Consider the following 19,271-nt stretch of genomic DNA (forward strand, 5'->3'; position numbering starts at 1 on the left):
CCGCGTCAGAGCCAGCGCGGTGCGATGCGGCGTTGCTGGCGTCGCCCGGATGGCGCTGCGCGGCTGTCGGACTCCACCAGCACCACGCTGTCGTCGAAGCACCAGTACCCGGCGATCTGAACCGCGTCGGGGTACGGCTCGGGGTAGCTCCACGCCACGTCGGAGATGCCGTCGGCGTCGGAGTACCGGGCGACGCCCTTGTACGGGCAGACGCTCGTGGTCGTGCTGCTCGTCAGGGTGTCGGGCCGGACGTCGGCGGGCGGGATGTAGAGCCGGTTGGGCAGCCCGGTCTCGGACAGCAGGACCGGACGGGTCGACTCGGCGAGCACACGTCCACCCGACGAGACCCGGATGCGACGGCTGGTCCCGCGGGTGTCGACGCGGTGATACGGATCGCGCAGGTGCCCGAACACCTGCTCGTCCTCGTCGAACCAGGCGTCCATCGCCTCGAAGGCGATCGCCTGGTAGCCACGCAGCCATCCGGCCTGCGCGGTCGGCTCCGGGTAGGACCACACGGCATCCTCGGCGAACCGGTCGCCGACCCGCACCGAGGAGTAGTGCGCATCGCCCTTGAACGGGCAGGAGGTGGTGCGGTCCGAGGGGTCGAGGAGGTGGCCCTGGACGTCGGTGGCGGGGACGTGGAGCTGGGGCAGCTCACCCGTCTCGTGCAGCAGCATTCCGTGCACCGTGTCCACGAGCGTCCGATCGGCGAAGACGGCGCGTATGCGGCGGGGGAAGGCGTCGAAGAACAGGCGGTGCTCGGGCGCCTCGATCCGGTAGTTGACCATCTCGGAGGCGCCGACCGCCAACGGTCCCGTGGCCATGGTCAGGCTCATAGGCAACGGGGTACCCCCGCCCCGGTCGGGGATGCGGTGTATCCAGGGGATCAGGCCGAACCTGCCCCGGCCGTGCCGGCGTCGGGCCGGGGCCGCGAGGACGACCGCCGCGAATCGTCGATCTCCTCCTCGAACTCCCCCATCCGGGGGCCGATGGCGGGATCGGAGTCCGCCTCGTCGGGCTGGGCGAGAGTGATCGTGTTGCCCTCGGCGTCGGAGATCGACGCGATGCGCGCGATAACGCCCTCGACGACGTCGCCGGACGCGATCTCGCGCTCGGCCAGGCGCGCGACCTCCTCGTCCAGGTCCGTCACCCCGATGGTCAGCAGCGCGCGCCCCGCCCGGTCGGGATCGTGGAGAAGCTGGACGACACCCGTGTCGGTGAGGCGCCATTCGGCGAGGCCGTCCATCGGTCGGCGGTCGGGGTCGCGTCCGAAGAACCGCTCGTACCATGTGAGGCCGGCGTCGAAATCCGCGACGGTGACGACGGCCATGACGCTGGTGACACGCACGGGCTCCTCGCTCTCCTCGAATTGCTGACTGGTGGGACGGCGGGCTACTGCCGCGGGCTCGTGATCGGGCCGGCGGCCCTGCTGCGGCGCTGTCAATCTGTCGCGTCGCCCTCGGTGGCCGTCGGGGCGTGGACGAGGACGACCGGGCACCGGGCGTGGTGAGCGGCGCCGAGGGCGACCGAGCCGAGCACGGCGCCGGCGACCCCACCGTGCCTCCGGTTGCCGAGCACGAGCAGCTCGGCGCTGCGGGCGTGGTCGATCAGCACGGCCGTCGGGTCGCCCTGCTCGGTGTGGGTGTGCACGCGAGCGTGGGGCTCGTCCGGCGCGGGTTGCGGAACCGCGGCGACGAGCCGGGCGTGCGCTTCGGCCTCGAAGTCCTTCTCGGGGGTCTGGGCAAGGGCGTTGGCGCCGAACTGCGCAGGCCGGTGCCAGGCAGCGACGGCGTGGACGGTGGCGCCTGTCGTGTCCGCGTGCCGGACGGCCCACTGCAGCGCGGCGTGGGACGCGGGCGAGCCGTCGATCCCGACGACCACCTGGGGCGCCGGGTCGCTGCCCGACCGCTCGGCTTCATGGATCGGCGTAGGACCCGGTCGGGTCCCGCCTCGCCGGTCGTCGACGGTGTCCTGCGCCTGAATCGGGAACGCGCGCCGGGTGCGCGGTGTCCTGCTGTCCTGTGCCGCCATGCGGGCCGGGTACCCCGTCCTCGCCGCACGTCACCAGCACAAGGCCACCCCGCCGGTTCGGTCGCTGTGATCGGGTACCCGTGGGGTATGCCGGAGCGCGAGAACGCAGTCACCCCGGTCCGTCCGCCCGGGTCGCCGTTCCACCCCCACGACGTCGACGACGCCCTGCAGCCCGAGGCGTTGCAGGGCGGCGAGAAGACCGGACCGACCCCGGGTCGCGAGGAGCACAACCGGCGACCGACGGTGGTGGTCGGGATCGACGGGTCGGACGAGGCCGAGGCGGCGGTGCACTGGGCAGTCCGCCACGCTCAGGTCACGGGAGCGGCGGTGCGCGCGGTCGCGGTGTGGGACCAGCCGGTGCAGTTCGGTGACGGGGTGCCGCTGCCGGCCGAGGAGTTCGAGGCCGAGGCCCGTGCATGGCTGACCGCGGCGCTGCCCGAACTGCGCGCCGCTGAACCCGGGGCGGAGGTGGACACCCGACTCGAGCGGGGGGACCCGGCCACCGTTCTCTTAGGCCTTGCCCGTGACGCAGATCTGCTGGTGCTCGGCAACCACGGCCGCGGGGCGGTGGCCGGGGTTCTGCTGGGCTCGGTGGCTCAACGCTGCGCTCAGCGCGCGCGGTGCCCAGTGGTGCTCGTACCCCGACCGCGTCGGTCTGTGGAGGTGTAGCGAGTGCGACTGGGCATGCTGACCTCGGCGTTGCCGGGCCTTCCCTTGGAGGAACTGGCTCGGTGGGCGGAAACGGCTGGTTTCGAGGCCCTGGAGGTGGCTGCCTGGCCTGCGGGCGCCACCGTTGGGGGCGCGGCGGATCACCTGGACCCGGTGGGGTTCGGCCCCGGGGATGCCGAGCGGGTGCGGGCACTGTTCGGCCGGCACGGCCTGACGCTGTCCGCGTTGACCTATTACGAGAACCCGCTGCACCCGGACCCGGTGCGCCGGGCCGAGGTCCACCGGCACCTGGAGGCCTGCATCGACGCCGCGCAGCTGCTGGGCGTCGCCCCGGTGGGCATGTTCGTCGGGCGGGACCCGGCGCGGACCGTGGGGGAGAACCTGCTCCTCGCGGAGGAAGCGCTCACGCCGCTGGTGGAGCGCGCCGGCGAGCTGGGTGTGCCGCTGATGGTGGAGAACTGCCCGAAGCCCGACTGGCACCCCGACCGCCTCCCGGGCAACCTCGCCTACTCCCCGGAGCTGTGGGAGTGGATGTTCGACCTGGGGCTGGACCTCAACTTCGACCCGTCGCACCTGCCGGGCGTCGGGATCGACCCGGTGGCGGCGCTGCGTCCCTACGTCGACCGGGTCCGACACGTGCAGGCGAACGACGTGGAGGTCTTCCCGGAGCTCCGTGACCGCGTCGGCTACCTGGGGCCGGTGCACCGGGCGGATCCGGCGGACGCGGAGTGGTGGCGCTACCGTGCGGTCGGGCTCGGTGGGCTGGACTGGCGGCGACTCGTCGACGTGCTCTACGAGGGCGGATTCGACGGCGTCGTGTCCGTGGAGCACGAGGACCCGGTCTGGGCGGGGACGTCGCAGCGGGTGCAGGCCGGGCTCGGGCTCGCGCAGAGGGCCCTGCGGCCGCTGATCGTCGAGGAAGCCTGACGTGGACGTGTCGGTGCACGAGACGCACATCGGGGTGGTCGTGCTGCTCGGCGACCGCGCGTGGAAGTTCAAGAAGCCTGTGCGCACCGATTTCCTCGACTTCAGTACCGCCGAGCAGCGCGAACGCGCCTGCCACCGCGAGGTGGAGCTGAACCGGCGGCTCGCCCCGGACGCCTACCTCGGGGTGGGCGAGATGCGCGTGCCGGACGGTTCCGTGTGGGAGCACGTGGTGGTGATGGCCCGGATGCCGGATGAGCATCGGCTCGCGACGATCGTGGGCGACCAGTCCTCGGGCGCGGACGAGGTGCGCCAGGTGGCGCGCGCGGTCGCGGCCTTCCACGCACGCGCGGAGCGCTCGGAGCAGATTGCGGCGGCGGGAGAACGGGACGCGGTACGGGAGCGGTGGGAGGGCGTGCTCGGCGGGTTGCGTTCAGCTGCGGACGGAGTGCTCGACCGGGACACCGTGACGGCGATCGAGGACGGGGCGACGCGGTTCCTGGCCGGTCGGGAGGCGCTGTTCACCGACCGGATCGACGCGAGCCGGGTCGTCGACGGGCACGGCGACCTCCTGGCGCAGGACATCTTCTGCCTGCCCACCGGGCCCCAGATTCTGGACTGCCTCGAGTTCGACGACCGGCTGCGCTGGGTCGACGGCCTCGACGATGCCGCGTTCCTCGCCATGGACCTCGAGTACCACGACCGCCCCGACCTCGCGGACGAGTTCCTCGACCGATATGCGGAGTTCGCCGCCGACCCCGCGCCCGCCGCGCTCCGGCACCACTACACCGCCTACCGGGCCGCGGTCCGGGCGCGGGTGGCCTGCATGCGCGCCGAGCAGACAGCCGACGAGGGCAGGGACCGCCCGGTGGAGGGCAGCGCGGCGGATCCGGCCGGGGAGGAAGCGCGCCGGTACGCGCAGATCGCGCGCGGGCACTTGAACCTCGCCGCGGTCCGGCTCGTCCTGGTCGGTGGGTTGCCGGGTACCGGAAAGTCGACCGTCGCCGGGAGGCTCGCCGATGAGTTCGCCATGACAGTGCTGTCCAGCGACCGGATCCGCAAGGAGCTGGCCGGTCTGGACCCGGAGGCACCGGCTGCGGAGCGGTACCGCAGCGGCCTCTACTCACCGGAGATGACCGATCGGGTGTACACCGAGCTCCTCGGCCGTGCCGAGGCCCTGCTGGGCCGGGGCGAAGCGGTGGTGCTCGACGCGTCCTGGACCTCGTCCGACCAGCGCGAGCGTGCGAGCGCGCTCGCTGAGCACAGCCACAGCGATCTGGTGGCCATCCGCTGCCATACGCCGGCGGAGCTGAGCGCGCAGCGTCTGCGCAACCGCGACGGCTCGGCGTCGGACGCCGACGAGCGGGTCGCTGAGGCCATGGCCGCCGACCAGGACCCATGGCCCGGCGCCCACGACCTTCCGACCGATCGGTCCGAGGAGGACACGATCGCGCGGGCTGTCGCCCTGATCGACGCTGACCGCGACTCCGGCCGCCGGCGGGAGTAGGTCCGGAAGAGGCGGCTACCCGTTCGCGGCCTGGTCGAACGGCACGTTCAGGCAGGCCAATCGGCCACCCGCGGAGCCCGCCTCACCGGGAGCGGTCGCGGTGGACTCGGCTTCGTGGATGACGACCGACGCGGGTGCGCGGTCGCGGAACACGAACGGCACCTCGGTGCTCGCCTCGCCGTCGCCCTCGCCGTCGGTGCGCAGGTCGAGCCAGATCTCGTTCTGGGGGTTGGCGTAGGCCGGGTCGGTGGAGGGCTGTTCCGGGGTAGCGGCGGGGTCGACCTCGTTCTGGAAGTGCGGGCCGGCGGCGTCGCCGGTGGGGCCGCACGGGCGGGCGTGCGCGTGGGCGGCGTAGCCGCGGTCGGGCAACAGGCCGTCCACGTCGAGCTGCACTTGCGTGGTTCCGTTCGACTCCTCGGCCTCGACCGAGAGCTCCGCACCGGCGGGCGCCTGCGCCGGGTCATAGGTGAACGCGTCCTGCGCCTGCTCGGGCGCGGCGAGGGTGCCCTCGGCTTCGACCTGTGCGAGCGCGGGCTGGGTGAGGGGCGCAGTCGGTGTGGGTGGGGCGAGGGGTGCGTCCGGCAGGGCCGGCGGGGCCGGTTCGGGCCCGCCGCAGGCCACTGCGGCCAGGACGGTGCCGGTGAGCAGGATCGGGAGCCGTGCGGCGCCCACCGGGGAACGGGTCGGGGAGATCATGCTTTCCGCGTTCCCCGACCACCGCGGGTCATTCAGTACAGGAGGTCACGGAAGGGTGACGCACCGACCGCTGTCCGTTCCGTCAGTCGACGGGCCGCCCCAGCCGGGACACCACCAGGCCGTAGAGCACGTGGTCCGCGGCGAGCACCGCCCACTCGCGCACCTCCCGACGGCGTTCGAGGCGCAGCCCGAGGAGCGGCGCGATCCCGGTGAGGTAGCCGACCCACAGCACGAGCCCGAACAGGGGGCCCGTGTACCAGCGCCGTCGCCAGCGGCGGGGCAACATGCCGTAGGCGGCGCCACCCGCACTCCCGTAACCGAGGTGGAGCAGGTCCACTGTGGCAGGTCGCATGTCCCGCGCGACCGGTCGCAGAATCTGGGGCACGCCCTCCTCGGCAACCCGCTCGGGCGGCGTGCCCTTGGTGAGGAGGCCGAACTCCGACGCGAGCGTGCGGGCTCCCGTCATGCTCATGGCGCCGACGAGTCCGCGGAATCCGCCGAGGACGATCCTCACACCGTTCATAGGGGCGGGATTCCCACGCCCGGGACTGCCAATCGTGTAGCGGTCAGGCCGGAATGCCCGCGCGCGGCCGCTGCCACGCCCGGTGCTCGGCGATGGCCGCGGTGAACGCGTCGAGCAACCCGGCAGGGAGCTGCTCGGTGCCGCTCGCCGCGCTCACGACACCATGATCGACCACCACACCGTCGCCGTCCGCCGCGACGCGGACGGCGCCGACGGCGACACGGTCCAGCAGCCGGGTGCCGTCCCCGATCGCGGCGACAGCCTTGGCGTGCTTGACGGCCTCCGCGACGAAATGCACCGCGTACCCGTCGGCCGACAGGGCACTCACGCCTTCGACGCCACCCGGTACGACGACCGCGTCATAGAGCACCGATGCCATCGTGGTCAGCGCTCGGTCGACGGGCAGGTCCGTGCCCGCGGCCGTCGTGACGGACCCGTCGGTCGGGCCCAGCAGCTCGGGGAGCGCGCCCTGGGCGCGCAGCGCGTCGGTGAGCGCGGTGACCGGTCCCCCGTCGACCCCGTCGGCGACGAGCACCGCCACCTTGCGCGAGGCGATCGAGTGCTTCGCCGTGTTCGCCTGAGACAGGGCTGGGGAGCTGCGACCATGGTTCGGCTCGGCCTCCCCGGCGGGCGGCTTCACACCGATGCCCTCGGCGACCTGTGTCGCCAGACCGTGGTCGATGTGGTTGAGCTGCTCGACCACCGCCTCGCGGACGTGCATGTGGTCGCACTTGCCCAACTCGAACCGGAACGCGGCCACGATGTGCTCGCGCTCCCAGTCCGACATCGAGTTCCAGAACAAGGTGGCCTGGCTGTAGTAATCCTGGAAACTGGGCGCCCGCTCGCGGATCTTGTGGCCCTCGACCTTCTCCTGGTAGTGCGCGAACACGCCCTCGTCGGCGATCGCCGGGCAGCCGCCGCCGAGCGTGTTCTTGTGGTAGGCGGTGCGGCCCTGGTGGATCCGGTGCTGGGAGAACCCGTCGCGCTGGTTGGTGCTCACCTCCGCGATCGGGCGGTTGACCGGCAGGTGGGCGAAGTTGGGGCCGCCGAGCCGGATCAGCTGCGTGTCCAGGTAGGAGAAGTTGCGCATCTGCAGCAGCGGATCGTTGGTGAAGTCGATGCCCGGCACCACGTTCGCGGTGTGGAAGGCGACCTGCTCGGTCTCGGCGAAGAAGTTGTCCGGGTTGCGGTCGAGCACCATCCTCCCGACCGGCTGCACCGGCACCTGCTCCTCAGGAATGATCTTAGTGGCGTCCAGCAGGTCGAAATCGAAGTCGTGCTCCTCGGATTCGGGAACGAGCTGCACGCCGAGCTCGTACTCGGGAAACGCGCCTGTTTCGATCGACTCCCAGAGGTCACGCCGGTTGAAGTCGGGATCCTTGCCGGCGATCTTCTGGCACTCGTCCCACTCCAGCGAGTGCACGCCGAGCACGGGCTTCCAGTGGAACTTCACGAAGGTCCCCTCGCCGGCCGCGTTGACGAGCCGGAAGGTGTGCACCCCGAAGCCCTGCATCATCCGGTAGGACCGGGGTATCGCCCGGTCCGACATCAGCCACATCATCATGTGCATGGTCTCGGGCTGCAGCGACACGAAGTCCCAGAGGGTGTCGTGCGCGGACTGGGCCTGGGGGATCTCGTTGTGCGGTTCGGGTTTCACGGCATGCACGAAGTCGGGGAACTTGATCCCGTCATGGATGAAGAAGACCGGCATGTTGTTGCCGACCAGGTCGTAGTTGCCCTGCTCTGTGTAGAACTTCGTGGCGAACCCGCGAACGTCGCGGACGGTGTCGGCGCTGCCGCGCGAGCCCGCGACCGTGGAGAACCGGACGAACACGGGCGTGGACACCGATGGGTCGGTGAGGAAGCGCGCCACCGTGTATTCGGCGAGCGAGTCGTCGAACGGGGTGAACGTGCCATACGCGCCGGCGCCCCTGGCGTGGACGACGCGTTCCGGGATGCGCTCATGGTCGAAGTGGGTGACCTTCTCCCGGGCGTGGAAGTCCTCGAGCAGTGTCGGGCCGCGTTCGCCGACGGTGAGCGAGTCGTCGGTGTGGTCGACCCGCACCCCCTGCTGGGTGGTCAGGGCCGTCTCGGCCGGGTCGATCCGGACCTCGTCGAGCTGCTGCTGCTTGCCGTCGCTGCGCTGCGCCTGTGACACCCCTGGTCCTCCCGCCATCGTGCTGCCCGTTCTTCCCTCTGCGCTGCGGGCTACCCGACCCCGCGCCGGCCACACCGCCGGGGGCCGTTCGGTCCTCACGAGCGCCGTTCCTCGGGCGCGGACGGGTCGGCCAGGTGCCGGACGAACCAGTCGCCGGCGAGGTCGGCGACCTGGTCCAGCGTGCCGGGTTCCTCGAACAGGTGGGTCGCGCCGGGTACGACGACGAGGCGGCGTTCGACGTCCATGCGGTCGTGCGCCTGCTGATTGAGCTCGATGACGGTCTCGTCACGCCCGCCGACGAGCAGCAGCGTGGGTGCCTGGACCGACCGCAGTGCATCGCCGCCGGCCAGGTCGGGGCGCCCGCCGCGGGAGACGATGGCGGCGATGTCGTCGGCATGGCCGGCGGTCCGGGTCGCCCGGGCGGCGGCGGCCAGTGCGGCAGCGGCGCCGGTGCTGGCCCCGAAGTAGCCGATTCGCAAGCCTCGGGTGGCCGGTTCGCCGGCGACCCAGGCCGCGGCTCCGGCAAGCCGGCCGGCGAGCAGGTCGATGTCGAACCGGAGTTCGGCGGTGCGGACGTCGACCGCTTCCTCGTCGGCGGTGAGCAGGTCCATGAGCAGGGTGGCGAGACCGCGCCGCTGCAGGGCGGCGGCCACCTGGCGGTTGCGGCTGCTGTGCCGGCTGCTGCCGCTGCCGTGGGCGAACACCACGATGCCGTCCGCCCCGTCGGGAACCCCCAGGTCGCCGTCGACGACGACCCCATCGGACTGGTCGATGCGGATCGGCCGCGTCGCGAGCTCGGTCATGGCGTTCCCCGGCCCCCGGCCGCGCCTGCCGCGGACATCCGTCGGAGGATCTCGACGACCTCGCCGTCGGTGGTCTGGTCGAAGTTCTCGTACCACTGGCCGACGGCGGCGAAGTCCTGCGGGGTGAGCGCACACACCACGTCGTCGGCCTCCGTGCTCAGCCGGTCCATGGTGGCCGGAGCGCAGGCGGGAACTGCCAGCACGATGGTTCGCGGCCGGTGTCCCCGCAGCCCGTGGAGCGCGGCGCCCGCGGTGACACCGGTGGCCAGCCCGTCGTCGACCAGGACGATGTCGCGCCCCTTGAGATCCGGCAGGTCGCGGCCGGACCGGTAGTGCTGCACGCGTCGTTCCAGCTCCTCGCGCTCGCGCCCGATCAGGGCGGCGACGTCGTCGTCGGACAGGCCGAGTGCGTCGAGGGCGTGGCGGTCGACGACCAGCCCGTCGCACTCGGCGATCGCGCCGATGCCCAGCTCGGGTTGGCCGGGGGCGCCGAGCTTGCGGGCGACGAACACCTCCAGCGGCGCGGCCAGCGCCGATGCCACCTCGGCGGCGACGGGGACACCACCCCGGGGCAACGCCAGCACGACGGGCTCATGCAGGTCGCGTTCTGTCAGCAGCCGGGCCAGTTGGCGTCCGGCGTCGGTTCGATCCCGGAATCGCATTGCGCATCTCCTCCTCTCCTCCGCGTACCCGGGAGCGCGGTGGAGCACCCGATCGCGGTCGACGCTGCAGCAGCGGCGCCGAGCCCCTACCGTCAGCTGCGTCCCGGGTCACATCACCGCCCGTGGCTACCGAAGCGCCGTGGAGCCGTCGATGCACGAGCTGGCGATCACCCAGAGCGTCGTCGAGACGATCGTGGAGCGCACCGAGTGCGCCCGGGTGACGGCTGTCCACCTCGTGATCGGGAAGGTGTCGGGCGTGGTCCCGGGCGCCGTTCGGTTCTGCTTCGAGATCGTGGCCGCCGGTTCCCCGGTCGAGGGGGCGCGGGGTTACCGGTCGCGTGCCTGGGCCGAGCGCCACGCCGACGGGCGCCCACTCACGACCGTGCAGCATCACCACGCTCACGTCGCCTCGGTCATGGCCGAGCACGGCTTGGACGGATCGCGTCCGGTCGTGGGCATCTCGTTCGACGGCACCGGCTACGGCACCGACGGGGCCGTGTGGGGCGGCGAGGTCCTGGCCGCCGACTACGCCGGATTCCACCGATTCGCGCACCTGCGCTACGTGCCGCTGGCCGGCGGCGACGCGTCCGTGCGGAGGCCGTACCGGATGGCGCTGGCGCACCTGCGCGCGGCCGGCGTGGACTGGGACGACGACCTGCCGCCGGTCGCGGCGTGTCCGCCCGCAGAACTGCGCGTGCTCGCCCACCAGCTCGCCACCGGAACGGGCTGCGTACCCACGTCCAGCATGGGCAGGCTCTTCGACGCGGTGAGTGCGCTGCTGGGGATCCGCCAGATCGTGGACTTCGAGGCGCAGGCGGCGATCGAGCTGGAGTGCCGGTCCCGAAATGTGCCCCTCGGCGACCGTGCCTACATGTTCGCCGTCCGAGACGGAGGGCCCAACGTGCCTCTCGTCGCGGACCCGGAGCCGGTGATCCGCGCCGTCGTGGCCGACCTGCGCGCGGGCGTCACTCCCGCGACGGCCGGTGCGCGGTTCCATGCCGCCGTCGTGGCGCTGGTCGTGGCGCTGGCCGACCGCGCCCGCCGGGACCTCGACCTGCACGACGTCGCGCTCACCGGGGGCGTGTTCCAGAACGCGCTCTTGTTGGGGGTGGCGTGCCGCGCACTGCGAGCTGCGGGCTTCTCGGTACTCCGGCACCAACGCGTTCCGCCCGGCGACGGCGGGTTGGCGCTCGGGCAACTGCTCGTCGCGGCCGGGCGGAAGGAAATGACGCTATGCCGTCGCCATCGTCGGCCGTCGCCAGTTCCGGTCCGACGGGTCCAAGGACATGACCCGTCGGTGTGGGTACGCCGCGTCGGTGCGCACCTGGCGTCGCTTCCGCCCGCGCAGACGGACGGACAGGAGCGATCATCAACGCTTGCGTGGGTTGAACCGACGCGTGTCGTCCCGCACCTGCGGGCTGCGTTGCTCCGGTATTTGGGGTGACGAGGCTTGGGTACCCGCCTGAGATGACTGAACGGGAGAGCGAACGGGCCGGGCCACCTCAAGAGTCGCCAGTCCGTCCCGACGACCCGGTGGATGACATGGTGACCGAGGACTCGCGGAGCGGGAGCCGCGGAGAGGGGAGCGCCACCGCGGCCCCGAGGTCCGCGCGCTCCGCTGATCACAAGCGGCGGATGGTCGTCGGGATCGACGGCTCCGAGGCATCGCGCACCGCTCTGCGGTGGGCGGTCGCAGAAGCTCAGGACACCGGCGGCGAGGTCCACGCAGTCGCCGTCTGGCATCAGCCACTCCAGTTCGGCGCCAACGCCCTCGCCCGGACGCCTCCGAAGGACTTCGAGGACGAGGCACGGGCCTGGCTGGGCAGTGCGATCGAGGAGAGCGGGGAACCTGCGTCGGCGGTGCACACCCACATCGAACGGGGCGACCCGAGCACCGTGCTGCTCGATCACGCCGTGCGCGCTGGTCTCCTGGTGGTGGGCAACCGCGGTCGTGGCGGACTGGCCGGGGCAATGCTCGGCTCGGTCGCCCTCCGCATCGCCCGTCACGCGAGCTGCCCGGTCGTGCTCGTGCCGGCACCCGAGCACGGCGTGACGAACGCCTGACGATTGCCGAGCGCGCCGAGCCCACCCCCGAGCACGTCGCTTCCTTCGTGCTCGTGCCCGACATCAACGAGAGGACCACGGAGGGCCGATGAACCACGACATGAACGAGGAGCCGAAGGTCGGCAATGATCGGGAGACGTCTCCCGGCCCCGAGCCGGTCAAATCCGAGCAGAACGCTGGCACGAACGGCAGGAGAACCAGCGACCCCGACCTCGCCCGGCGAGCGGAGCGTGCCGAGCTCAGTGACGAGGCTGAGCGGCTCGAGTACGACCCCGCCGCCGAGGAGGGGTGAGTGCTGGCCCACAGACAAGAGGACGTAGCAAACACGCTGGCCGGAACGTCGACGAGGGGTCGTTTCCCCGTGTCCGCCACGAGCGGTGGGTGCCCGACGCCGAATGGGGCCGGTGCCGTTGATTGCGTCCGGGACGATTCGGAGTGGTCACAGGACCGTGCGGTGCAGGTTGGGCACGGTCGAGGGTCCGGTGGCCTGCTCGGCGATCCAGGGCCCGGGGATGGAGGGGTCGATGATCCCCTCCTCCAGCCACGTGTACTGCCCATCGAGCGCGCGACGGGTGGTACGGCGATCGATGGCGTCGGTGTTGGTCCACAGCCGCGTGAACAGGTCCTGCACCCGCAGTCGGGCCTGGCCGCAGAAGGTGTGGGCGAGTTCCCGCGCGTCCTCGGCGTGATCGGGGTCCTCGGCGGCGAGCTTCCGCACGCGGACGCAGCAGGCGCTCATCGCGAACAGTTCGGCACCGATGTCGACGATGCGGCCGAGGAAGCGTTGCCTGTGTTCCAGGCGGGTCTGCCACCGGGCCATGCCGTAAAAGGTCTGGCGGGCTAAGCGGCGGCTCGCTCGCTCGACGAACCGCAGGTGCTGTGCCAGCGGGCCGAACTCGGCGTAGGTGCCCGGGATCCGGTCCCGCCCGCCGATCAGGCCGGGAAGCCAGCGCGCGTAGAACCGGCCGGCCCGACCCGCTGCGGCTACCTTGTCCGCGAGAGAACTTTCCGGGTCGACCAGCTGCCCGGCCGCGGCGAGGTGCGCGTCGACGGCCTCGCGCGCGATGAGCAGGTGCATGATCTCGGTCGAGCCCTCGAACGTGCGGTTGATCCGCAGGTCGCGCAGCACCTGCTCGGCCGGCACCCCGCGCTCGCCCCGTGCGGCGAGGGATTCCGCGGTCTCGAAGCCACGGCCGCCGCGGACCTGTACGAGGTCGTCGGCGACGCGCCAGGCCATCTCCGAGCCGTACAGCTTGGCCAGCGCCGCTTCGATGCGGATGTCGTGGCGGTCCTCGTCGGCGAGCACGCTCGACAACTCCACCATCGCTTCGAGCGCGAATGTGGTCGCGGCGATGGAAGCGACCTTGCCCGCGACGGCCTCGTGCTCACCGATCGGGCGTCCCCACTGCACCCGTTCCCGAGACCACTCGCGGGCGATCTTGGTGCACCACTTCGCCGAGCCCGCGCAGATCGCCGGCAGCGACAGCCGACCGGTGTTCAACGTCGTCAGCGCGATCTTCAGGCCCTCGCCCTCGGCCCCGATCCGGTTCTCCGCCGGTACCCGCACCTGGTCGAACCGGGTCACACCGTTCTCGATCCCGCGCAGGCCCATGAACGCATTGCGCGCCTCGACCGTGATCCCCGGGGTGTCGGCCTCCACCACGAACGCGGTGATGCCGCCGCGGCGCTCGTCGGAGGCGGGGACCCGGGCCATCACGACGAGCAAGTCGGCGATGACCCCGTTGGTCGTCCAGAGCTTCACCCCGTCGAGCAGGTAGGCGGAGCCGTCGTCGGTCGGCGTGGCCGCGGTGTGCAGCCGGGCTGGGTCACTGCCCACATCGGGCTCGGTCAGCAGGAACGCGCTGATGTCGGTACGCGCACAGCGCGGGAGGAACCGGCGCTTCTGGTCATCGGTACCGAACAGGGCTACGGGCTGTGGCACTCCGATCGACTGGTGCGCGGAGAGCAGCGTGGCGATCGCTGAATGCGCGGACCCGGCCAGCATCAACGCCTTGTTGTACTCGACCTGTGACAGGCCGAGGCCCCCGTGCTCGACGTCGATCTTCATGCCGAGCGCGCCCAGCTCGGCGAGCCCCGCGACGACCCGGTCGGGCAGCCGGCCTTCGCGCTCGATCAGCGCGGCGTCGACCTCGCGCTCGCAGAACGCGCGCAGTCGAGCCAGGAACTCCTGGCCACGTTCCCGCGCCTCCACCTTCCCCTCGGGATGCGGGTGGATCAGATCGAGCCGGAACCGTCCGAGGAACAGCTCCTTGCCGAAGCTCGGCTTGCGCCACGTCGACTCACGCGCCTCCTCGGCCACCTGACGCGCCTCGTGCTCGCTGACCTGGGTCACGGCTAATCGCCTCCTCGAGTCAGTACTCCGCCAGCTCGTTCTGGATCTCCTGGATGGCAGGGGACATCTCGACGAGACCCGGGGCCAGCAGGTTCCGTGCAATCGGCTGCCGGGCGGGTTCGCCCCGTTCGAAGGCGGTGAGCATCTTCTTGGCGTGACCGGTCTTGAACGTGTCGGCCATCGGCGACTCGTCGGCCGTGACCACCGCGTCGATCAGGGCCGGCCCGTGGTGGTCGAGGGCGTCGGCGATGACCTTCGGAGCCTCGGCCGGGTCCTCCAGCCGGTACCCGCGCACTCCGCAGGCCTCGGCGACCTCGGCGAAGTTGATCGGGGAGAGCTGGCATGCGAACTGCGGGTTGCCCAGCAGGGCGTTCTGCTCGAACACCTCCATGGCCAGTGATCCGTTGTTGAGGACCACGATCGTGATCGGCAGCCGGTTCTGGGCGAGGGTGGCGAGCTCTCCCATACCCATCGACATGCTGCCGTCGCCGGTGAACGCGATCACGGGGCGGTCCGGGTGGGCGAGTTTGGCGCCAATCGCATACGGCACTGCGGAGCCCATCGAGCACAGCGTCCCGGACAGCGAGTACTGCATGCCGCGGCGCAGCTTGATCCGCCCGCCCCACGCCGTGACGGTGCCCGCGTCACCGGTCACGATCGCGGCGTCGGGCAGAAGCTCGGAGAGCTGCCAGGTGAGCACCTGGGGCTTCATCGGGGTGTCGGGGCTCTCGGCCTGCCGACGCATCAGGTCCCACCACTCGGTCATGCCCTGCTGGGCGCGTTCCAGGAACGAGCGGTCCTGCGCGCGCTCCAGCAGCGGCGCGAGCGCGCGCAGCGTGGTCGCGGCGTCGCCGACCAGCCCGACCTCCACCGGGTAGCGCAGCGCGATGCGGTCGCCGTGCAGGTCGATCTGGACCGCGCGTGCCTGCCCGGGTTGGGGCCAGAACTCGGCGTAGGGAGTGGACGAGCCGACGATCAGGAAGCCGTCGCAGTTCTCGAAGGCCTCGTGGGAGGGGCGAGTGCCGATCAGGCCCATTCCGCCGGTGGTGTAAGGGCTGTCGTCGGGGACACAGTCCTTGCCCAGCCCCGCTTTCACGATCGGCGCGCCGAGCAGCTCGGCCACCTGCTCGAGGACGTCTCCGGCGCCACGGGCGCCTGCGCCGGCGCAGATCGCCACCTTGCTGCAGGCATTGAGGACCTCGGCGGCCTTGTGCAGCTGCTCCTCGGGCGGGCTGCTCGTGGTGGGCTGCGCGGCCAGGGAGGTGTGCCCCGGGAGGTTCTTCGGCGAGTGCGTGTCCTCGGTGGCCGATTGCACGTCGATCGGGATGGCGAGGTGGACCGGTGCCCGGTTCGCCAGGGCGTTGCGCACCGCGAGGTCGGTAACCGGAACCGCATGCGCCGGCCCCATGACGCGCTCGGAGTAGGTACAGACGGGCGCGAACAGGCGGTCCGAGGGCAGGTCCTGGATCAGATGGGTGCCGATGGTGTCGTGGTAGGACATTCCTGTGATGGCCAGCACCGGCACACCGTCGATCCGCGCGTCGTACAGGCCGTTCATCAGGTGCAGGGCGCCAGGGCCCGCAGTGGCGACGACGCAGGCCATCCGTCCAGTGAACTTCGCGTAGCCCACCGCGGCCAGCGCGGCCGCCTCCTCGTGACGGACGTGGATGAAATTCATCGTGTCGGTGTGCGTGCGCAACGATTCGAAGAACCCGTTGATCTGGTCACCGCAGATGCCGATGCAGGTATCCACCCCCCACTCGTGCAGCCGCTCGATGATCAGGTCCGAGGTGGTCTTCGCCATGAGGACTCCCGTTCGCCCGCGGTCGCCTGCGACCCGTGGGTAACCGGAGCCCGGGAGGCAAAACCCGGCTGCTCGTTTTCCGGGTCCTCGTCCGGGTAGGCCGCGGCCAGCGGTCCCGACGAGGGGAGGGTCACGAGCGATGGGCGCAGTGCCGGTCACGATCAGCGGAACCCTGAACCGCGGGAGGCTCGCGCGCGATCTCACCCGCTCCCTGGACGGTGAGGCCCGCTTCGACGAGGGCTCGCGCGCCCTGTACGCGAACGACGCCTCGATCTACCGAGAGCTGCCGCTGGGGGTGGTGCTGCCCCGCCACGCTGACGACGTGTTCGCCACACTGGCGATCTGCCGCACTCACGGGGTGCCGATCGCGGCCCGTGGCTGTGGAACGGGGCTGGCCGGCCAGAGCACCACCACGGGCGTTCTGATCGACTTCTCGAAGTACATGCGGAAGATCGTGCACATCGACCCGGAGCGCCGGATCGCGCGGGTGCAGCCCGGCGTGGTCTGCGACCAGCTCCGGGCCGCTGCGGGCGAGCACGGGCTCACGTTCGCCGTCGACCCGGCCACCCACGACCGCAACACGGTCGGCGGCATGATCGGGAACAACTCCTGTGGTACTCATTCGTACTGGGGCGGCAAGACCGTCGACAACGTCATCGAGATGGACGTGGTCACCTACGACGGCACCCGAATGACCGTCGGCCGCACCGACGACGCGACCTACGAGCGGATCCTCGCCGAGGGCGGGCGGCGCGCGGAGATCCATCGCCGGCTGCGGCTGCTGCGCGACACCCACGCCGGGCTGATCCGCGACCGGTTCCCCGAGATCCCGCGCCGGGTGTCGGGCTACAACCTCCCCGACCTGCTGCCGGAGAAGGGTTTCGACGTGGCGAGGGCGCTGGTCGGTAGCGAGTCGACCTGCGCGCTGGTTCTGGAGGCAACGGTCCGGCTGCTGCCCGACCCGACCTACCACGCGCTGCTCGTGGTCGGCTATCCCGACCCGTTCACCGCCGCCGACCACGTCCCCGACTTCGACGGCACTGGCGCGATCGCACTGGAATCGTTTGACGCAGGAGTGCTGGACAACCTGGAGGCGCACAAGGCGCACATCCCCGGCATGGACGAGCTGCCGACCGGCGCGGCCTGGCTGCTGGTCGAGTACGGCGCCGACACCCGGGAGGAGGCCGAGGCCCAGGTCGAGCACGCGAAGAGCCGGACGGGCGGCACGCCGGGGGCGCCGAAGGTCTTCGCCGACGCCGCCGGTCAGGCGCAGGTTTGGGAGGTGCGGCGCAGCACGATCGAGTTCACCCGCATCCCGGGCCGTCACGCCGGCTTGGCCGGCTGGGAGGACGCCGCGGTGGCACCCGAGCGGCTCGGGGACTACCTGCGGGAGTACTGCCGGCTGGTGGAGCGCCACGGCTACCACACGGTCCTGTTCGGGCATTACGGGCAGGGTTGCGTGCACAACCGGCTCGACCTGCACCTCGACTCCGCACCGGACGTCGAGAACTTCCGGCGATTCCTCGGCGAGGCCGGTGACCTCGTCGTGCGCTTCGGTGGCTCCCTGTCGGGCGAGCACGGCGACGGCCAGCTGCGGGCCGACCAGCTGGTGAAGATGTTCGGGCCGAAACTGGTGGAGGTGTTCGCCGAGTTCAAGGCCATCTTCGACCCTGACGGCCGGATGAACCCCGGCAAGATCGTCCACCCGTATCCGCCCACGGCGAACCTTGGGCTGGGCACCGGCTACCAGCCGCGCGAGGTACATACCCACTTCCGGTTCCCCGACGACCAGCTCGGCTTCGCCGATGCGGTGAACCGCTGCTTCGGCATCGGCCGCTGCCGACACGACTCGGGCGGAACGATGTGCCCCAGCTACATGGTCACGCACGAGGAGGAGCACAGCACTCGCGGCCGGGCCCGGCTGCTGCTGGAGATGATGGGCGGGCACCTGTCCGGGAGCGGGCGCGGCTCGGGCTGGCGCGACGAGCACGTCAAGGACGCGCTCGACCTGTGCCTGGCCTGCAAGGGTTGCAAGGGTGACTGCCCCGTCGGGGTCGACATGGCCACCTACAAGGCGGAGTTCCTCTCCCACTACTACGCACGCAGGCTGCGCCCGGCCGCGGCGTACGCGATGGGTTTGATCCCGATCTGGGCCCGGCTGGCGAGCCGGGTACCGCGGCTGGCCAACGCGGCCCTCGCCGCGCCCGGCCTCGGCCGGATGACCCGCAAGATCGCCGGTGTCGACCCCCGCCGGGAGGCGCCGCCGTTCGCCGCGCGGACGTTCCGATCGTGGTTCGCCGAGCACGCTCCCCGCCCATCAGGACCGGAGGTGCTGTTGTGGCCCGACACCTTCACCAACCACTTCACACCCGAGGTCGGGATCGCCGCCGTCGAGGTGCTGGAGTCCGCGGGCTACGTCGTGCGCATCCCGGCAACGGCCCTGTGCTGCGGACGCCCGCTCTACGACTTCGGGATGCTGCCCACGGCCAAGCGGTGGATGCGGCAGATCCTGCGAGAGCTCCACGAACCCATCGCGCGAGGCGTGCCCGTGGTCGGGCTCGAACCGAGCTGCCTGGCGGTGTTCCGCGACGAGCTGACCAACCTGTTCCCGGCCGACGCCGACGCGCGCCGACTGTCACAGCAGAGCGTCACACTGGCCGAACTTCTCGACCGCACCGACGGCTACACCCCGCCAGCCCTGCACCGCACGGCACTGGTGCAGATGCACTGCCACCAGACGGCCACGATCGGCATCTCCGCCGACCACGAGCTGATGCGGGCGATGGGCCTCGACCTGCAACTGCCCGACTCCGGATGCTGCGGCATGGCCGGCAGTTTCGGCTACGAGGCCGGCGAGCAGTACGACGTGTCGATGGCCGCGGGCGAACGTGTCATCCTGCCCGCCGTGCGCGCCGCCGCACCCGACACACTCGTGCTCGCCGACGGGTTCAGCTGCCGCAGCCAGATCCGCCACGGCGCCGGCCGGGACACACTGCACCTGGCCGAGGTCCTCGCGATGGCCGGCCGCCAGGTTGGCTGACCGCGTAGGCAGAGCCGGCGACGTCGTCAGCGCCAGC

At 71.4% G+C, this 19,271-nt stretch carries 17 protein-coding genes; 7 read left to right on the forward strand and 10 right to left on the reverse strand.

Translation table 11 applies throughout. The features are described 5' to 3' along the window. Window positions 1-5: 5 nt before the first annotated feature. The 3 genes from CFP66_RS36935 to CFP66_RS36945 all read right to left on the reverse strand — a co-directional run bounded on the left by CFP66_RS36935 (window position 6) and on the right by CFP66_RS36945 (window position 2,031). Window positions 6-836: a DUF427 domain-containing protein gene (locus CFP66_RS36935; RefSeq protein ID WP_094930002.1), complete on the reverse strand. Its 831-nt coding sequence runs from the start codon at window positions 834-836 to the stop codon at window positions 6-8. Window positions 837-886: 50 nt separating this feature from the next. Next, on the reverse strand, window positions 887-1,348 hold the full coding sequence (locus CFP66_RS36940; RefSeq protein WP_198961921.1) for a VOC family protein: 462 nt from the start codon (window positions 1,346-1,348) through the stop codon (window positions 887-889). Between the two features lie 92 nt (window positions 1,349-1,440). Beyond that, window positions 1,441-2,031, reverse strand: coding sequence for a universal stress protein (locus tag CFP66_RS36945; RefSeq protein WP_094930003.1), 591 nt, complete (start codon window positions 2,029-2,031; stop codon window positions 1,441-1,443). Window positions 2,032-2,118: 87 nt separating this feature from the next. Between CFP66_RS36945 and CFP66_RS36950 the strand changes: the two genes are divergently transcribed. The 3 genes from CFP66_RS36950 to CFP66_RS36960 are packed head-to-tail and all read left to right on the forward strand — an operon-like array spanning window position 2,119 to window position 5,131. After that, a complete protein-coding gene (locus CFP66_RS36950; RefSeq protein ID WP_094930004.1) occupies window positions 2,119-2,700 on the forward strand; it encodes a universal stress protein in 582 nt (193 codons plus the stop codon). Window positions 2,701-2,703: 3 nt separating this feature from the next. Next, window positions 2,704-3,627 carry a sugar phosphate isomerase/epimerase gene (locus CFP66_RS36955; protein ID WP_094930005.1) on the forward strand — a complete coding sequence of 308 codons (924 nt, stop codon included), beginning with the start codon at window positions 2,704-2,706 and terminating at the stop codon, window positions 3,625-3,627. Window position 3,628: 1 nt separating this feature from the next. Beyond that, window positions 3,629-5,131: a bifunctional aminoglycoside phosphotransferase/ATP-binding protein gene (locus CFP66_RS36960; protein WP_233160020.1), complete on the forward strand. Its 1,503-nt coding sequence runs from the start codon at window positions 3,629-3,631 to the stop codon at window positions 5,129-5,131. A gap of 15 nt (window positions 5,132-5,146) precedes the next feature. Here the strand turns inward: CFP66_RS36960 and CFP66_RS36965 are convergent, their stop codons facing one another. From CFP66_RS36965 to CFP66_RS36985, 5 genes are all read right to left on the reverse strand, one after another. After that, complete coding sequence (locus CFP66_RS36965) at window positions 5,147-5,827, reverse strand: superoxide dismutase family protein (protein WP_094930006.1); 681 nt, start codon at window positions 5,825-5,827, stop codon at window positions 5,147-5,149. 82 nt (window positions 5,828-5,909) lie between these two features. Continuing rightward, complete coding sequence (locus CFP66_RS36970) at window positions 5,910-6,341, reverse strand: hypothetical protein (protein ID WP_143517482.1); 432 nt, start codon at window positions 6,339-6,341, stop codon at window positions 5,910-5,912. A 52-nt stretch (window positions 6,342-6,393) separates the two neighbouring features. Beyond that, the gene (locus tag CFP66_RS36975; protein WP_233160022.1) at window positions 6,394-8,508 is read right to left on the reverse strand and encodes a catalase; all 2,115 of its coding nucleotides are present in this window, start codon (window positions 8,506-8,508) and stop codon (window positions 6,394-6,396) included. 95 nt (window positions 8,509-8,603) lie between these two features. After that, window positions 8,604-9,311 carry a dienelactone hydrolase family protein gene (locus CFP66_RS36980; RefSeq protein WP_094930009.1) on the reverse strand — a complete coding sequence of 236 codons (708 nt, stop codon included), beginning with the start codon at window positions 9,309-9,311 and terminating at the stop codon, window positions 8,604-8,606. Further along, window positions 9,308-9,973, reverse strand: coding sequence for a phosphoribosyltransferase (locus CFP66_RS36985; protein WP_094930010.1), 666 nt, complete (start codon window positions 9,971-9,973; stop codon window positions 9,308-9,310). The genes CFP66_RS36980 and CFP66_RS36985 overlap by 4 nt, the downstream gene beginning before the upstream one ends. Window positions 9,974-10,124: 151 nt before the next feature. On the opposite strand from CFP66_RS36985, the gene CFP66_RS36990 reads away from it, so the two are divergent. The 3 genes from CFP66_RS36990 (at window position 10,125) to CFP66_RS37000 (ending at window position 12,329) form a co-directional block, all read left to right on the forward strand. Continuing rightward, a complete protein-coding gene (locus CFP66_RS36990; RefSeq protein ID WP_143517483.1) occupies window positions 10,125-11,417 on the forward strand; it encodes a hydrogenase/urease maturation nickel metallochaperone HypA in 1,293 nt (430 codons plus the stop codon). A 191-nt stretch (window positions 11,418-11,608) separates the two neighbouring features. Continuing rightward, on the forward strand, window positions 11,609-12,037 hold the full coding sequence (locus CFP66_RS36995) for a universal stress protein (RefSeq protein WP_158228347.1): 429 nt from the start codon (window positions 11,609-11,611) through the stop codon (window positions 12,035-12,037). Between the two features lie 100 nt (window positions 12,038-12,137). Further along, window positions 12,138-12,329, forward strand: a complete 192-nt coding sequence (locus CFP66_RS37000; RefSeq protein ID WP_143517484.1) for a hypothetical protein — start codon at window positions 12,138-12,140, stop codon at window positions 12,327-12,329. A gap of 147 nt (window positions 12,330-12,476) precedes the next feature. Here the strand turns inward: CFP66_RS37000 and CFP66_RS37005 are convergent, their stop codons facing one another. Together CFP66_RS37005 and CFP66_RS37010 are read right to left on the reverse strand one after the other, a co-directional pair. Continuing rightward, on the reverse strand, window positions 12,477-14,390 hold the full coding sequence (locus tag CFP66_RS37005) for an acyl-CoA dehydrogenase family protein (protein ID WP_198961922.1): 1,914 nt from the start codon (window positions 14,388-14,390) through the stop codon (window positions 12,477-12,479). A gap of 19 nt (window positions 14,391-14,409) precedes the next feature. Then, window positions 14,410-16,194, reverse strand: a complete 1,785-nt coding sequence (locus CFP66_RS37010) for a thiamine pyrophosphate-dependent enzyme (RefSeq protein WP_094930014.1) — start codon at window positions 16,192-16,194, stop codon at window positions 14,410-14,412. Between the two features lie 139 nt (window positions 16,195-16,333). On the opposite strand from CFP66_RS37010, the gene CFP66_RS37015 reads away from it, so the two are divergent. Further along, on the forward strand, window positions 16,334-19,234 hold the full coding sequence (locus CFP66_RS37015) for an FAD-binding and (Fe-S)-binding domain-containing protein (protein ID WP_094930015.1): 2,901 nt from the start codon (window positions 16,334-16,336) through the stop codon (window positions 19,232-19,234). Window positions 19,235-19,271 lie beyond the last annotated feature (37 nt).

The organism is Pseudonocardia sp. MH-G8 (genome assembly GCF_002262885.1).
Lineage (GTDB): Bacteria > Actinomycetota > Actinomycetes > Mycobacteriales > Pseudonocardiaceae > Pseudonocardia.

Excerpts from the sequence above, each read along its gene's own strand:
- CFP66_RS36985 (WP_094930010.1), bottom strand. The coding sequence starts at position 9,973 with ATGCGATTCCGGGATCGAACCGACGCCGGACGCCAACTGGCCCGGCTG.
- CFP66_RS36980 (WP_094930009.1), bottom strand. The coding sequence starts at position 9,311 with ATGACCGAGCTCGCGACGCGGCCGATCCGCATCGACCAGTCCGATGGG.
- CFP66_RS36995 (WP_158228347.1), top strand. The coding sequence starts at position 11,609 with ATGGTCGTCGGGATCGACGGCTCCGAGGCATCGCGCACCGCTCTGCGG.
- CFP66_RS37000 (WP_143517484.1), top strand. The coding sequence starts at position 12,138 with ATGAACGAGGAGCCGAAGGTCGGCAATGATCGGGAGACGTCTCCCGGC.
- CFP66_RS36965 (WP_094930006.1), bottom strand. The coding sequence starts at position 5,827 with ATGATCTCCCCGACCCGTTCCCCGGTGGGCGCCGCACGGCTCCCGATC.
- CFP66_RS36935 (WP_094930002.1), bottom strand. The coding sequence starts at position 836 with ATGAGCCTGACCATGGCCACGGGACCGTTGGCGGTCGGCGCCTCCGAG.
- CFP66_RS37010 (WP_094930014.1), bottom strand. The coding sequence starts at position 16,194 with ATGGCGAAGACCACCTCGGACCTGATCATCGAGCGGCTGCACGAGTGG.
- CFP66_RS37015 (WP_094930015.1), top strand. The coding sequence starts at position 16,334 with ATGGGCGCAGTGCCGGTCACGATCAGCGGAACCCTGAACCGCGGGAGG.
- CFP66_RS36945 (WP_094930003.1), bottom strand. The coding sequence starts at position 2,031 with ATGGCGGCACAGGACAGCAGGACACCGCGCACCCGGCGCGCGTTCCCG.
- CFP66_RS36990 (WP_143517483.1), top strand. The coding sequence starts at position 10,125 with ATGCACGAGCTGGCGATCACCCAGAGCGTCGTCGAGACGATCGTGGAG.
- CFP66_RS36950 (WP_094930004.1), top strand. The coding sequence starts at position 2,119 with ATGCCGGAGCGCGAGAACGCAGTCACCCCGGTCCGTCCGCCCGGGTCG.